Source organism: Vibrio sp. VGrn 2, from assembly GCF_009361695.1.
GTDB lineage: Bacteria > Pseudomonadota > Gammaproteobacteria > Enterobacterales > Vibrionaceae > Vibrio > Vibrio diabolicus.
Genome location: NZ_RBWD01000010.1, coordinates 70,785 through 85,495, shown reverse-complemented (window position 1 = coordinate 85,495; position 14,711 = coordinate 70,785). Strand labels below are relative to the sequence as shown.

General features: G+C 43.6%; 12 protein-coding genes. 7 read left to right on the top strand and 5 right to left on the bottom strand.

Annotated features, from left to right (window positions below; genetic code table 11):
• Nucleotides 1-85: 85 nt before the first annotated feature.
• Complete coding sequence (locus tag D8S93_RS16560) at nt 86-1,681, top strand: DUF11 domain-containing protein (protein ID WP_152814335.1); 1,596 nt, start codon at nt 86-88, stop codon at nt 1,679-1,681.
• A 64-nt stretch (nt 1,682-1,745) separates the two neighbouring features.
• Here D8S93_RS16560 and D8S93_RS16555 read toward each other — a convergent pair whose 3' ends face one another.
• From D8S93_RS16555 to rnk, 3 genes are all read right to left on the bottom strand, one after another.
• Nucleotides 1,746-3,530, bottom strand: a complete 1,785-nt coding sequence (locus D8S93_RS16555; protein WP_152814333.1) for an Ig-like domain-containing protein — start codon at nt 3,528-3,530, stop codon at nt 1,746-1,748.
• Nucleotides 3,531-4,009: 479 nt separating this feature from the next.
• Nucleotides 4,010-4,963, bottom strand: a complete 954-nt coding sequence (locus tag D8S93_RS16550; RefSeq protein ID WP_104970831.1) for a diguanylate cyclase domain-containing protein — start codon at nt 4,961-4,963, stop codon at nt 4,010-4,012.
• Between the two features lie 238 nt (nt 4,964-5,201).
• A complete protein-coding gene (gene rnk / locus D8S93_RS16540; protein WP_005394604.1) occupies nt 5,202-5,609 on the bottom strand; it encodes a nucleoside diphosphate kinase regulator in 408 nt (135 codons plus the stop codon).
• A 529-nt stretch (nt 5,610-6,138) separates the two neighbouring features.
• Between rnk and nirB the strand changes: the two genes are divergently transcribed.
• The 4 genes from nirB to cobA all read left to right on the top strand — a co-directional run bounded on the left by nirB (nt 6,139) and on the right by cobA (nt 11,020).
• Nucleotides 6,139-8,703 carry a nitrite reductase large subunit NirB gene (gene nirB / locus D8S93_RS16535; protein WP_152814331.1) on the top strand — a complete coding sequence of 855 codons (2,565 nt, stop codon included), beginning with the start codon at nt 6,139-6,141 and terminating at the stop codon, nt 8,701-8,703.
• Between the two features lie 13 nt (nt 8,704-8,716).
• Nucleotides 8,717-9,040, top strand: a complete 324-nt coding sequence (gene nirD / locus D8S93_RS16530) for a nitrite reductase small subunit NirD (protein WP_046875391.1) — start codon at nt 8,717-8,719, stop codon at nt 9,038-9,040.
• Between the two features lie 196 nt (nt 9,041-9,236).
• Complete coding sequence (locus D8S93_RS16525) at nt 9,237-10,088, top strand: formate/nitrite transporter family protein (protein ID WP_005394601.1); 852 nt, start codon at nt 9,237-9,239, stop codon at nt 10,086-10,088.
• Between the two features lie 173 nt (nt 10,089-10,261).
• Nucleotides 10,262-11,020, top strand: a complete 759-nt coding sequence (gene cobA, locus D8S93_RS16520) for a uroporphyrinogen-III C-methyltransferase (RefSeq protein WP_152814329.1) — start codon at nt 10,262-10,264, stop codon at nt 11,018-11,020.
• Nucleotides 11,021-11,033: 13 nt separating this feature from the next.
• Here cobA and D8S93_RS16515 read toward each other — a convergent pair whose 3' ends face one another.
• Entirely contained in the window at nt 11,034-11,474 is a 441-nt protein-coding gene (locus D8S93_RS16515; RefSeq protein ID WP_012842228.1) for a DUF4174 domain-containing protein, read from the bottom strand.
• A gap of 117 nt (nt 11,475-11,591) precedes the next feature.
• Between D8S93_RS16515 and D8S93_RS16510 the strand changes: the two genes are divergently transcribed.
• Nucleotides 11,592-12,080, top strand: a complete 489-nt coding sequence (locus tag D8S93_RS16510; protein ID WP_005394594.1) for an NYN domain-containing protein — start codon at nt 11,592-11,594, stop codon at nt 12,078-12,080.
• 88 nt (nt 12,081-12,168) lie between these two features.
• On the opposite strand, the gene D8S93_RS16505 is transcribed toward D8S93_RS16510, so the two are convergent.
• A complete protein-coding gene (locus tag D8S93_RS16505) occupies nt 12,169-13,500 on the bottom strand; it encodes an anaerobic C4-dicarboxylate transporter (protein ID WP_005394592.1) in 1,332 nt (443 codons plus the stop codon).
• A 423-nt stretch (nt 13,501-13,923) separates the two neighbouring features.
• Here D8S93_RS16505 and D8S93_RS16495 point away from each other — a divergent pair, with 423 nt between their 5' ends.
• Nucleotides 13,924-14,661 carry a siderophore ferric iron reductase gene (locus tag D8S93_RS16495; protein WP_104970740.1) on the top strand — a complete coding sequence of 246 codons (738 nt, stop codon included), beginning with the start codon at nt 13,924-13,926 and terminating at the stop codon, nt 14,659-14,661.
• The last annotated feature ends 50 nt before the right edge of the window (nt 14,662-14,711 follow it).

Here is a 14,711-nt window from a genome sequence, read left to right as displayed (position 1 = left end):
GTATCTCGCTTTCACTCTTTCTTAAAAGGCAATTAATGACATAGGGACCTTCGTCTAGCTTTAGAAGCGTTCTAAGGAGTAGGTTATGAATTCTTGTAAGTCAGGTATCTGGCATACGATGAAGAGCTTTCTTTATGCAATATTTACAAGCTTGCTAATAGGTAGCTCTGCATTTGCAACACCAACAGATGGCGTATTTGAGTTAGAAGCAAATGCTAATGCGATAGATGACTCTGGAGTAGGTGCTCCAGATGACTGGTCAACGCCGCCAAACAGTGGTGGAGCATTAGTATTTAGCTTTGAGAATGACACGGCAACACCGGATACAATCTTTACTGGTGGTAATAAAGACATCAAAGACATACCGGAACTTGGTTGGAAGACTGGTACGGTACTTGATAAAGGGGACATTCTTCATGCGTATGCAGCGGCATACAACATTAATAATGACCTTGTACTCACCTTTGGTGCAGACCGTTTTGGTAACAGCGGTGATGCCTTCTTAGGTTTTTGGTTTTATCAAGACTCAGTCAGTACAAGCCCAGACGGTACATTCACTGGTCAACATATTGCTGGTGACCTTTTGATTCAGGTGAATTATTTGCAAGGGGCAAATGAGGGGCCAGAAATTTTGGTTCTTGAATGGGACACAACTTGTGCGAAAGCTGATAACAATAATCCACAAGATGGTCAGTGTGCTGCGACAAACTTACGTTTGAAAGTTAAGACAAATGCACTGTGTTCACCAGGCGCGCAAGATGTGTGTGCTTCAACCAATACAACTGACTCACCTGCACCATGGGCGTATACGCCAAAAAGTGGTGTCGAAAATGTCTTCCCTCCAGAAACCTTCTTTGAAGGTGGTGTAAACCTTACTGAACTTCTACAAACAGACACCTGTTTTAGCTCGTTTGCAGCCGAAACAAGAGCATCAAGCAGTATTACCGCTCAGTTGAAAGACTTTGTGGTTGGTGACTTTGAGTTGTGTAGTGTTGATATCACCAAAACATGTAATCAAGCGGTTGTGAATGAAACAGAAGATGGTTACGTTTACTCATACAGCGGCGACGTGATTAATGATGGTGTCGGTACGCTCTACGATGTTGTTGTAGAGGATTTAGAAGCAGGTACTACACATAGCCTAGGTGCCATTGCTTCAGGTGATAGTGCTTCATACAGCGGCAGTTTTGAAAGTACAAGCAATGGTCTAACTAATACGGTGAAAGTCACAGCAGCTGCGACTCCGGGTGGCCAAGCGACCATTAGTGATACCGCAAGTGATCCATGTGAGTCATTGAGCTTGTCTCCAATGATTAGTGTAACGAAATCATGTGAAAGCGGCTTCAAGCTTACTGAAAATGGTATCATTGCTGAAGTGAGCTTCTCGGGAATGGTATGTAACACAACGCCTGGACTTACTTTAGTGAATGTTTCTGTTGTGGATGACTCAGGTACGCCTGAGGATGCTTCTGATGACGTGACAGTAGTGGATAATATCGAACTCGCTTCGGATCAATGTCAGTCTTATACTGGTAGTTATATCCCAACGGCATTTAGCAATGCAGAAACACAATCTTTCCGTGATACTGTGACGGCGGTTGGTTTCTTGAAAATCGATAATACTCAAGCGACGAATACAGCTTCTGCAGACTGTGATATTTGTCCTGCACCAAGCAACTAATTGACGTCTTGTGAATAAAAAGCCTGGAGTATTCTCCAGGCTTTTTCATATTGAATTGCGTGATTTAGTTCGGTTTCCCTTTACCGTTTCCACCACCATTCCCACCAGAAGTCGATTGTAAGGTGATACTAATCGTCGCGGTTGAAGAAGATTGACCGTCACTGATCGTATAAGTAAATGAATCATTATTCTTAAACTTCTTCGAAGGTGTGTATTCAATGGAGCCATCACTCAGTACACGGGCGCTGCCTTTGTTTGGCTTAGCGACCGTAATCGCAAGAGAGGTCGATTGTTCAAACGAGTCATTATTTAACTGTTGGATGCGAACGACGGATTTATCGCTGATCGTTACGCTATCATTCACCGCTTCAAGTGGTGACGTTGACTCAGACAACACTGTGTAAGATAGCTCGGTTTTGGCTGATTGTTCATTTTCAGCATCTATAACGTCAACGGTTATGCTGTAAGAGTTCGGCTGAGCATCGCTGTTTGACGTAACCATGACCGTCGTTTCTGCACTCATGCCGGAAGGAACCGTCAACGCGCTTGCGTCATAATTCCATTCGTCAGGAACGCTTAAAGCCGTTGTATAAGTCGCGTCTGCACATTCTGTATTGTTCTGGTTCGTCACTTTAAGATTATACGCTAACGTTTCTCCAGCATTTGCATCAGAACCTGATAGTGGGGTTAGAGAGAGTAGAGGCGATGTCGCAACGCATTGCCCGGATTCACCACCAAATATGACACTGACCTGTGCGTTTTGACCATTAGCACTTTCCAAAGTAATCGACACGCCTGTTTTTGTATCGGTGAATGTTCCACCAATTGGAAGAGCAGGGTCTTCCCAGTCATTACTCCCAAATAATTGTTTGAAAGTGGAGTCAGGCTTCATGTGTAGCAAGCGGCTACTTTTAAGATCACCGTCTGTCGCTAGGCGCACAACCACACCTTCTGTCACATCTTGGCGGTATACGATGTACGAACGGTCACGTAAAAAGCTGTCGTAGCCAAGAGCTTGTCGATATTCAACGTAAAACCATTGGCGCTGACCTGTAATTGGATCGGTACCTCTTGGGATTTTTAAAACTTTTGATGAAGTACTTTCAAAGTCTTCATAGGCATCAATAGAGTAAACACCATCACTAGAAATGATTTGAGCAGGGGAGGTCTGCCACCCTAAGTTTTCCAATTGGAAGGCGCTAAAGTAACCCATATCGTAGTTACCCATTGTATCGTAGCTATCACCGTACTCTATGACACGGCAATCACCAGCTAAAGTACCGTCTTTACAGTTGAGTGCGGAAGCGTGATGCAATCCAAAATTATGTCCTAATTCATGGGCGATAACTCGAGGCTCGAAAACCGCATTTATTGACGCTCTAGAGGGAGTTACTCCTTGACTACCAGAGCCTTCTGATGCACATCCAGTTTTGGTTGTTAAGTAGATAAAACGGTCATAGTTTGATAGTTGATATCCCGCAGTTTCAGCCATTTTGTTGGCTTCCGCTGCTACAGCATCATCATCGCAAATTTGGTTTGATATCGGTAAGGTGAATGTTCCAGCAACATCACCAGATAGCCAAAGTTGCCCCTGGGACATTTGCGAATAGAAGTCGCTAACGGTATTAAAAACAACATGATGGGCGTCTTCTTTAGAGATCGGGATCTCTTGAGGGTTTTCTTGGAAATTGACGAGTACAACTAATGTTTTTTGTTCACCACTAGCCACTTGCTCAGCATAAACCTCTGATGAAAAAGAATATGCTGACACGAGGGTTACAAAGCCAAGAGCTAGCAAGCGTAAATTTGACGCAACAAAGCCCAATTGAGGGAGGATAACCTTCTTCAATTTATATACCTACTTAATATTTTGATATTAAATGAAATTACAAATTCATAATGTTTTAAATAAAATAAATACCGAGCTCTACCCAAATAGAACCAGTAATTATCAAGTGTGCATTATGTTTTATAAAGTTTGTTTTATATTTGTGTGTGTTTATTACTTTTAAACACGAGGCGAGATATTAGTAGAAGGGGTGGTTAAAATTCAACCATGCATTTCGGTTTTTATAAGTTTATGAATTATAATGTTTAACTACTTTTTACTAGTGGTTTTTATAAAAATAATAAGAAATAATATTGTATGCAACAAAAGCAGTCACAAAGACAGTAATAATATTACACCGTGTAGTATGCAACTCTCTTAATTGTTTGTTATTTCTTTTGTTTCCTATATGAATGACTTATTAAAAATAAGACGCTATCAATTCCATAGAGAACATTGTCAAATTAAAGAAATATTAATTTCAAAAAACAAGAGACTTATTATATCTGGATATAGGCAACGCCATTTTTGCCATTTTTCTTTATCTCATACATTGCATGATCGGCTTTTTGATAAACTTCATTAAACTGTTGTTTTCCTTTATCAAATAGACAAACACCGATGCTCATTCCAATCGTTACTTTATTTAAGTCCTGATTTATCGCAGGAATGATGGAACTTAAGAGTCGATCACAAAGTTGAGATATTTCTTCTTGATTTGAATAAGAGCTTAAAACGACAAACTCATCTCCTCCTATGCGTCCGACTTGAGACTTGCTTGGCGCAAGCTCTGTTAAGCTATTGGCGATATTAATGAGGAGAGTATCACCAGTATGATGGCCTAGCTGGTCGTTAACTGCTTTAAAATTATCTATATCAACAAACACTAAGGCAGACTGCTGAGACGGCTTGGTTTGAGGTTGATGATTAAAGTTTTCCTCAATTGCTTTTCTATTTAACAGTCCGGTCAATGGATCACTCGAAGCTAACTTAGCCAGTTGCTGCTCATATCGCTTTTCTTTTGTAATATCGATATGAGTGCCCATCATGCGTAGTGGTTCGCCATCAGAACCATACTCGACGATGCGCCCTCGATCGTAGACCCAACTATCACTGCCGTCTTTATGAATCATGCGATGAACTACCTCATAAAGGTCGGTTTTGCCAGCTAGGTGATCTTCAAATGCACCCACCGCAAGATCATAATCTTCAGGGTGGAGATTGTTTTTCCACGTTTCAACCGTCGCGGTTAACTCATGGGGCTGATAACCTAGCATTTTGCCCCACTGCATATTGAATATCGTCAAAGTACCTGAAGGAATATGCTGCTCCCACAAACACAGTCCATTACTGTCGAGTGCAGCATTCAACTTTTCTTGTAGTCGCGCATTCTTCCGCTTCAGCTCTTCATTTTCTTTTTCTAAGACGGCAATTCGAGTTAGATATTCTTCCATTTTGCGCATAATTTACGTCGTTTTCGGAGCGACAATATACGAAAAATACTTTGCAATTTCTATGATTGAGCTTGGAGATATAGGCATTGAATATGCGGTAAATAATAAAGAATCGGTGATGTTACTTAAGAGCAGCAAAGTAAATGCTTGGAAAAACAAAGAAGGAAATAGGGGACAAGCGAGGGGCTCTCCTGGTGCAAAGTCATAAATGAGGCCTTTGCACCGGGACTACTGAGGGTTAGCGGTTTAGTGCACCACAACGCTCAGGCTGGTAGGTGATATCGACAATTTCAATTGTCTTCACTTGATTATTTGGCATTGGCCATTCAAGCTTTTGACCAACAGACAAACCGATCAGTGCGCTGCCTACGGGCGCAAAAATGGAAATATCATCACTGCTTTTCAGCTCAGATGGGTAAACCAGTGTCTTTGTCATGGTTCTATCTTCACCTGCAAATTTAAACTCTACAGTTGAGTTCATCGTGACCACATTATCTGGCATTTGTTCTGGCTCAAGAACCGTCGCACGGTCTAGCTCTGCTTCTAGCTCAACAAGCTCCGCCGCGATGTTTGGCATTTTATCCAACAAAGCCGTGATTCGGTTCATATCTAAGCTTGAAATGTAGATAGAATTGTTTTCTGACATTTTATGACTCCCAAATAAAAGGCCGCCTCACAAACATGGGACGGCACTCTATATGTCAATTACGGTATCAATCATATGGATTTTATTCCATATGAACTAAATCAGATTCTAGTCTTTATAGTGCGACTTAGCTAGTAAAAGATTTTTGTTGTGAGACTTGATTTTTCTAAAACTTTCAGTCACTTCAGTTGTTCACCTTTAATAGCCTTGAAACGGCTAGGTTAAAACGAATGCTTTGTTTTTAAACAAAGCAGGGTTTATCGTTAGCGTGGTTTAACTCGACAATCATTGCCATTCTGTAAAAGCCAAAACTGTATAGCCCTTTGTGAGCATGACTGCGGTTATCTCATTTTTTAAAAACTACCAACATCCGTTAATAAATTACCTTTTATTCTTCAATATCAAGATAAAAACGTTCATCTACCCCTTTAGGGTAGTTTGAAATTGTAATTGATTTACATCATGTATTAATTTTCTTTCACAATTAACAATGAGCTCAGTGATAAGAACCTAACCCTTAGGAATTATAATGAGCAAGTTGAAGCTAGTAGTCATCGGTAACGGTATGGTAGGGCACCGTTATATTGAAGACTTAGTCGAGAAAGCTGATATCTCTAATATGGAGATTACCGTTTTCTGTGAAGAACCTCGTGTCGCATACGACCGTGTGCACCTTTCCTCTTACTTTTCTCACCACACTGCAGATGAACTTTCTTTAGTGAAAGAAGGCTTCTACGAGAAACACGGCATCAATATGTTGATCGGTGAACGTGCGATTAACATTAACCGTGAAAACCGCATTGTTTACTCAAGCACTGGCCGTGAAGTTCAATACGACAAGCTGATTCTTGCTACAGGCTCATTCCCATTTGTCCCGCCTATCAAAGGTCATGAAAGCAAAGACTGTTTTGTTTACCGCACGATCGAAGATCTAAAAGCGATTGAAGCGTGTGCGAAAAACAGCAAATCAGGCGTGGTTATCGGTGGTGGTCTACTCGGTCTTGAAGCGGCAGGCGCACTAAAAGCATTGGGTGTAGAAACACACGTTGTTGAGTTCGCACCAAAGCTGATGGCTGAGCAACTTGACCTTGCTGGTGGTAACCAACTTCGTCAAAAGATCGAGCGTATGGGCGTGAACGTTCACACTAGCAAAAATACGCTTGAGATTGCAGCAGAAGGTAAAAATGCTCGTAACGTCATGCGTTTCGCTGACGGCACTGAGTTAGAGACAGACTTCATTGTATTTTCAGCGGGTATTCGTCCACAAGACAAACTGGCTCGCCAAATGGAGCTAGAACTTGGCCCTCGTGGCGGTGTTGCTATCAACGACCATTGTCAGACTTCTGATGAGAACATCTACGCTATCGGTGAGTGTGCGTCTTGGAACGAAATGTTCTACGGTCTTGTTGCTCCGGGTTACAAGATGGCGACGGTTGCCGTTGATCACCTACTGGGTAACACAGAAAGCAAATTCGAAGGCGCTGACATGTCTGCGAAGCTGAAATTGTTGGGCGTGAAAGTAGGTTCTATCGGTGATGCGAACGGTCGTACTGAAGGCTGTAAGAGTTACGTTTACCAGAACGAAGAGCAAGAAGTTTACAAACGTCTTATCGTTTCTGAAGACAACAAGAAGCTGCTAGGTGCAGTACTCGTGGGTGATACGTCTGACTACGGCGATCTGCTTCAATTGATGTTGAACGAAATCGACCTACCAGAACACCCAGACGCATTGATCCTTCCTGCACACGCAGGCGCTGAGAAACCAGCACTAGGTGCAGACGCTCTACCAGAAAGCGCAGTGATCTGTTCATGTTTCGATGTAACCAAAGGCAAGATCGCACAAGCGGTTGCTGATGGCCACCATACATTGGGCGACATCAAAGCAGTGACTGGCGCTGGCACAGGCTGTGGTGGTTGTATTCCTCTAGTCACTTCTGTTCTAAACGCAGAGCTTGCTAAATCTGGTATTGAAGTGAAGAACGACGTTTGTGAGCACTTTGCTTACTCACGCCAAGAGTTGTTCCACCTAATCCGTATCGAAGAGATCAAAACGTTTGATGAGCTTTTAGAGAAATACGGTAAAGGTTACGGCTGTGAAGTTTGTAAACCACTGGCTGGTTCTATCTTGGCTTCTTGCTGGGGTGAGCACATTCTTAAGCCACAACTGGTTAAGCTGCACGACACCAACGATAACTTCCTAGGTAACATTCAAAAAGATGGTACTTACTCCGTAATCCCACGTATGGCGGGTGGTGAAGTTACACCTCAAGCACTGGGTGCACTAGCGAACGTTGCTGCAGAATACAACCTATACACCAAAGTAACCGGTGCTCAACGTATTGGTCTGTTCGGTGCTCAAAAAGACGATCTTCCAGAGATCTGGCGCAAGCTTATCGACGCTGGCTTCGAAACAGGTCAAGCGTACGCAAAAGCACTTCGTATGGCGAAGACATGTGTTGGCTCAACGTGGTGTCGTTACGGCGTTCAAGATTCTGTTGGTTTAGGCTCTTATATTGAGAACCGTTACAAAGGCATTCGTACACCTCATAAGATGAAGTTCGGTGTTTCTGGCTGTACTCGTGAGTGTGCGGAAGCACAAGGTAAAGACCTTGGTATCATCGCGACTGACGCAGGTTGGAACATGTACGTATGTGGTAACGGCGGCATGAAACCTCGTCACGCAGACCTACTTGCAAGTGACCTAGATAAAGAAACGCTAATCAAGTATATCGACCGCTTCATGATGTTCTACATCCGTACTGCTGCACCACTACAACGTACATCGGTTTGGATGGAAAACATGGAAGGTGGCGTTGACTACCTACGCGAAGTGATTGTTGAAGACAAACTTGGCATTAACGCTCAACTAGAAGCAGACGTAGCGAAGCTTGTAGATGAGTACGAATGTGAGTGGACTGCAACCATCAATGACGAATCACAACTGACTCGTTTCGCACACTTCATCAACTCTGACAAGCGCGATGACAATGTTGTGTTTGTTCAAGAGCGCGAACAGCACCGTCCAGCGACCTTCACGGAGAAACATCCTGAAGCGAAAGGCGACATCCTACACGTAGCGATCACTGAAGCATAAGGGAAGGTTGAACATGTCATTTGAAAAGATTTGCCAAATCAACGACATCGTACCGGGCACTGGCGTTTGTGCACTGGTTGATGGTCAGCAAGTTGCGGTATTCCGCCCAACACAAGCAGAAGAAGTGCTGGCGATCAGCAACACAGACCCGTTCTTCCAATCAAACGTGCTTTCTCGCGGTTTGATTTGTGAGCACCAAGGCGAACTTTGGGTAGCAAGCCCACTTAAAAAGCAACGCTTTAACCTGACAACAGGTGCGTGCATGGAAGACGAGCGTTTTAACGTGAAAGCGTATAAAACGCGCGTAACCAACGGTGAAGTAGAAATTTCTGCATAAGCTTGGTTTGCATTCCCTCCTCCTTAAGGGGAGGGAATGCACCGAGTACTTAGATTCAATAGACAAAGGCTTTCCAAGCGTCATCTTGGGGGAACAGGGAAGCGAGATGATGTCGACAGCAGTGGGTGTCAACGGGAAGCCTTTCTCTATTCAATCTTTAACTTTTTAACTTTCAATTTTGAATAAGGACACATTCATGTCTACAGACTTTAAACCTGCTGAATTCGTGCAAACCATGATCAACGTGGGTGAAGCGAAAATTAATACCAGCACTCGAGATCTTCTGCTTCGCGGCACGATGGCAGGCGTTATTCTGTCTCTTGCAGTGGTGGTTGCTATTACCGCGATTGTACAAACAGGCATTGGCCTTGTGGGGGCGCTTGTTTTCCCTGTGGGCTTTGTGATTCTCAGTGTGATGGGTTACGACCTTGTCACAGGTGTTTTTGGTCTTGCTCCTTTGGCTAAGTTTGCTAACCGTCCGGGTATCACTTGGGGTCGTATTTTCCGTTGCTGGGGATTGGTAGGTTTGGGTAACCTGATTGGTTCTCTAATTGTGGCTTACCTAGTGGCAATCTCTCTAACCGGTAACTTCTCTCTAGAGCTCAACGCGGTAGCGAAGAAGTTTGTCGCTGTATCGACTGCCCGTAGCCTTGGTTTCGAAAACATGGGTATGGACGGATGGATCACGTGTTTTGTACGCGCTATCTTCTGTAACTTAATGGTGTGCCTAGGCGTGATCGGCAACATGACGGCACGTTCAGTGTCTGGTCGTGTAGCGATGATGTGGTTCCCAATCTTCATCTTCTTCGCGCTAGTATTCGAGCACACCGTGGTAAACATGTTCCTATTCCCACTGGGTATGATCTTAGGTGCGGATTTTGGTATCGCGACTTGGTTGAACTTCAACCTTATCCCAACCATTCTAGGTAACATTGTTGGTGGTCTCGTAATGACTTGTCTGCCACTGTACCTAACTCATGCGAAAACAGCGCCTTCTATCAACGTAGTTGAAGAAGAAGTAAAAGCAGAGCCTGCAATCGCAAAATAAACTGCTTTTATCTGGCCCTACCTGTGGTAGGTAGGGCTACTTAACTCATTTAACTTTCAATAGATATTGTATTGATTTGGCTATAAAAAGTAATAACTCCTTGGAGTAGTTTGAACCTTAAGTTAATAACGTGAGTGTTACTCTTTATATCCAAATTTCCGATAGGCGTTGATATGACTACTGCGAACTCATCTTTAAACAGCGGCTTTGTTTCTCTAGTTGGTGCGGGGCCGGGCGATCCAGACTTGCTGACGGTCAAAGGTTTGAAAGCCATTCAAGCGGCTGAAGTTGTGGTGTATGACCGATTGGTATCTAAAGAGATTCTAGAGTTAGCACACGTATCCGCCGAGATGATTTATGTCGGGAAAAAGCTCGATTTTCACTGCGTACCACAAGACCAGATCAACCAAATTTTGGTGGAAAAAGCACAAGAAGGGAAACGCGTTGTGCGCCTAAAAGGTGGAGATTCATTTATCTTTGGACGCGGCGGTGAAGAGTTGGAAGAGCTTGCAGAATACGGTATTCAATACGAAGTGGTGCCGGGGATCACCGCTGCGGCTGGCGCGACGGCTTACGCAGGTATTCCACTAACGCACCGTGATCATGCGCAAAGCGTTCAATTCATCACGGGTCACGTGCAAAAAGACGGTCGCGAAATTGAATGGCGCTCGTTAGCGCAATCAAACAACACGCTTGTGTTCTACATGGGGTTGAAGCAAAGCGGCCACATTATGGACAAGCTCATCACGCACGGCTTAGATCCAGAAATGTCATGCGCAATCATCGAAAATGGGACGCGAGCAGAGCAACGCGTGTTCCAAGGTAAACTAAATGAACTTTCTGAAATGGCTGAGAAAGCGATCAGTCCAGCATTGATCGTCGTTGGCAGCGTGACTCAGTTGCACAACAAACTAGACTGGTTTAGAAAATAAGTTCGTCTAATGGTTAGATTTTGCAGGGGCTGTGACGTCTCTGCATTTCTTGCTTACGCATTGGCATTTGATCAATCAAGTTGTTGATAAATGGCCAATCCGTTTCTGCGCCCCATCGGTATTTCTCTTGGCCATCTTTACCCAGTAAAATTGCGGTATGTGAACCTTTTTCAATTTCATACAGCTTGGCAAGCATTTTCAAATCAAATTCTTCTTTGAGCCAAGCTGGAGACGTATAGCCTTGTTCTGTAATGACTAATGTGACCACATCTCTGTCTTCCAACTCACACTCATTCATGAGTGTTTCTAGCAAGAATTGTTTGACGTATTCATCGTTTTCTGGAGCGAAGTAAAGCACACTCCGATGCGGCCAGTACTTTGAATGTGCTGGATAACCGAATGCTGTCGATGACAAGATACAAGAAAGTAGTATCACTAGTAACTTTCCGCCCATGACAGTTCCCCTAGAAACCCAAATACCGTTTATACGTTAAGTTTAGTGGAATTGGCTCATTGTGCTTTTTCCAAAACTGACTTAGGGTAGGCAGCAAATAAATCAAGCGTAGAAAAGATGAATTCAGAAAGAAAACAAAAGATCGCCATTTTGGTTGATGTACAGAATGTGTATTACACCTGTCGCGAAGCGTATCGCAGTAATTTTGATTACAACCAGTTTTGGTATGTTGCGACGCAAGGGAAAGAGGTGGTGAGTGCTCGTGCTTATGCCATCGCGAGTAACGATCCAAAACAGCGTCAGTTTCATCACATTTTACGCGGTGTTGGGTTCGAGGTAATGCTTAAACCCTATATTCAGCGTCGTGACGGCAGCTCGAAAGGCGACTGGGATGTCGGTATTACTCTTGATGCGATTGAAATTGCCCCTGAAGTTGAGGAAGTGATTCTCGTTTCTGGAGATGGGGACTTTAGTCTTCTGGTGGAACGAATTCAGCAGCGCTTCAATAAAACGGTGACTGTTTATGGTGTGCCTAAGCTAACATCCCAAACTCTGATTGATTGTGCCGATAACTTTGTCGCGATTGATGATGACTTCTTACTGTAATCACTAGCGTGACAAAGAAAAGGCGAGTCATTCAGGCTGTACGCTAACGTACAATGACTCGCCTCTAATTTATTGTTGATTTGGCTAATTATGAAGGAATGATCATTTGTCCTAACAAGTAGCCCAGACAGCAGGCACCAATCACACCAATCAAACCTACCGACATAAATGAATGGTTGAAGTACCACTTACCAATCTTAGTGGTACCTGACGTATCGAAGTTCACTGTCGCGATGTCTGAAGGGTAGTTCGGAATAAAGAAGTAACCGTATACCGCAGGCATTAGGCCGATAAGCAGTGCAGGATCTAGACCCAAGCCAAGACCGACAGGCAACATCATACGTGCAGTCGCTGCTTGAGAATTCACTACAACCGACACAATGAACAACGCAAGCGCGAACGTCCAAGGGTAGTTGGTTACCATCTCAACGATGCCAGATTTGAACTGAGGCATTGCGTATTGGAAGTAAGTATCTGACATCCAGGCGATACCGAAGATCGCAATGGCAGCCACCATACCTGATTTGAATACTACGCCGTTTGGTACGTCACGTGGGTCAGTTTTGGTTGCAAGCAAAATGATACCGCCGAAGCAGAGCATCATCATTTGAATCACAACGGCCATGCTGATTGGTTTCGCGCCATCCACTATGGTACGAATGTCCGGCCACATCGCGATAACGACGATAACCAAGATAGAAGCGATGAACAGCAACACAGAGTTACGAGCACTTGTTGGTAGCACTTCATCAAGAGACGTTGCAGTGGTGTTGAGGATCTTTTCACGCCACACCGGATCTTTTAAACGCTCTTGGTATTCTTCATCGTCTTCCAGTTCTTTACCGCGTTTTAGGCTGTAAAGTGACATCAGCAACGTACCGAATAGCGTCGCTGGAACAGTAACGAGCAGAATAGAAAGCAGAGTGATCTCGTGTTGAATATCGGACAGCTGGGCTAAGTAGTAAACCACTGCCGCTGAAATTGGAGAGGCCGTAATCGCGATTTGCGAAGCGACGGAAGCGGCTGCCATTGGACGTTCTGGACGAATGCCGTTTTTCAGTGCAACGTCGCCAATGATTGGCATGATGGAGTAAACCGCGTGACCTGTACCGAGCAAGAAGGTCATAAAGTAAGTAACAAAAGGAGCGATCAGGGTGACGCGTTTTGGGTTTTTACGAAGCACACGTTCGGCAACTTGCAGCATGTATTTCAAACCACCAGCCGCTTCAAGAATGGATGCACATGTTACCACCGCTAAGATGATCAACATAACGGTGACAGGAGGGGAGGTTGGTGGCATCTTAAAGATGAAGACTTCAATCACCAAACCAATACCAGATACGACCCCAAGGCCTATACCACCATAACGTGAGCCGATATACAGCATCACGAGCAAAAATAGAAACTCAAGATACAACATGATGTGGATTTCCTTATTCAAAACAGGGGGCTATATAGCCAAATTACTTAATTACATTGTCCCGATATTCAGAAAGAAAATACTTCATGTTGTTCACACTCCTTTGGATAAGAAACAGCAATATTCAATTATTGGCAATAACTCACGCTACACAGGGAAACTGTTAACACAGTTTTATCAGGGTGTTTTTATGCTGTGTATTTTTGCGATCATGTCAGCGCTAAATGCGAAGAGGTTTAAGAGTTTGTTGCTATTCATCGCATACGTAACCAGACCTTACGGGCGCAAAGAGCTTGAAAATAAAGACAGAGACCACAGATGAGAATAGGCTCTTGTTATGTGAACGCAAAGGATAATAGTTTGCATTGCGATTAGTGCTTGGGTATAAAGGTGTCAGAATGACTACACCAACAATAAAACATCATGTCTGAGCAATTTTTCCCGCAACTATTTCAAACTTCGAGTGAGATTACGCCTTACCTGCACGGTGATATTGGCGAAATAGGGCAAGAAGTTATTCATATCGAAAATGATATCAATCCGATCATTCAAGGCCTTTACCAACAGTTGTCTGAGGCTCATCCGGAAGCGGGAAAAGCGTATTGGTTGACGAGAACGTGGGATTTGTTGTGTTGGCAGCCTGTTTATGTTGCGTTCATTTCTATTTACGGTTTCCACACGTTGCCAAACATTCGTGAGATGGCGCAGCAACTCAAGCCTTGTTTTGTGTCTGGATATCGATTCGCTGACGAAACACATATACATGGTAAGCCAGAAGAATTAATAAAAGAGGCCGGACGTCAAATTCGAGAGTTGTTCGATTTCTACCAACAAGAAATGAGTCAATGGACGCGCATTCGCCCAGGCTTCACTCATCAATTGATGTCGGATGGGATCATGGCTTGTTTGATTCGTCTTCAACAGCGTTTTCCGCAAATGACCAACACGACATTGCGTGAGCATGCCATCTTGTGGTTACAGGCATTGGGTTTAGATGCCAACAATAGTCATTCACTTTATGAGACATCACTGGATCAGCCGCTAAAATTGGTCAGAAAAAGCTGTTGTTTAGTCTATAAGTGTGAAGGCAGAAAGCTTTGTGAAGATTGTCCTCGTTTAGAAAAAAATCGACAGCTTATGAGCAAGCATAATCCTAATTAACATTTGGTTAACTTATGTAACAGTGCTCGATTTGAGAGTGAGAATAAGTA

Excerpts from the sequence above, each read along its gene's own strand:
- nirD (WP_046875391.1), top strand. The coding sequence starts at position 8,717 with ATGTCATTTGAAAAGATTTGCCAAATCAACGACATCGTACCGGGCACT.
- rnk (WP_005394604.1), bottom strand. The coding sequence starts at position 5,609 with ATGTCAGAAAACAATTCTATCTACATTTCAAGCTTAGATATGAACCGA.
- D8S93_RS16510 (WP_005394594.1), top strand. The coding sequence starts at position 11,592 with ATGAATTCAGAAAGAAAACAAAAGATCGCCATTTTGGTTGATGTACAG.
- D8S93_RS16550 (WP_104970831.1), bottom strand. The coding sequence starts at position 4,963 with ATGGAAGAATATCTAACTCGAATTGCCGTCTTAGAAAAAGAAAATGAA.
- D8S93_RS16495 (WP_104970740.1), top strand. The coding sequence starts at position 13,924 with ATGTCTGAGCAATTTTTCCCGCAACTATTTCAAACTTCGAGTGAGATT.
- D8S93_RS16515 (WP_012842228.1), bottom strand. The coding sequence starts at position 11,474 with ATGGGCGGAAAGTTACTAGTGATACTACTTTCTTGTATCTTGTCATCG.
- cobA (WP_152814329.1), top strand. The coding sequence starts at position 10,262 with ATGACTACTGCGAACTCATCTTTAAACAGCGGCTTTGTTTCTCTAGTT.
- D8S93_RS16525 (WP_005394601.1), top strand. The coding sequence starts at position 9,237 with ATGTCTACAGACTTTAAACCTGCTGAATTCGTGCAAACCATGATCAAC.
- D8S93_RS16560 (WP_152814335.1), top strand. The coding sequence starts at position 86 with ATGAATTCTTGTAAGTCAGGTATCTGGCATACGATGAAGAGCTTTCTT.
- D8S93_RS16505 (WP_005394592.1), bottom strand. The coding sequence starts at position 13,500 with ATGTTGTATCTTGAGTTTCTATTTTTGCTCGTGATGCTGTATATCGGC.
- nirB (WP_152814331.1), top strand. The coding sequence starts at position 6,139 with ATGAGCAAGTTGAAGCTAGTAGTCATCGGTAACGGTATGGTAGGGCAC.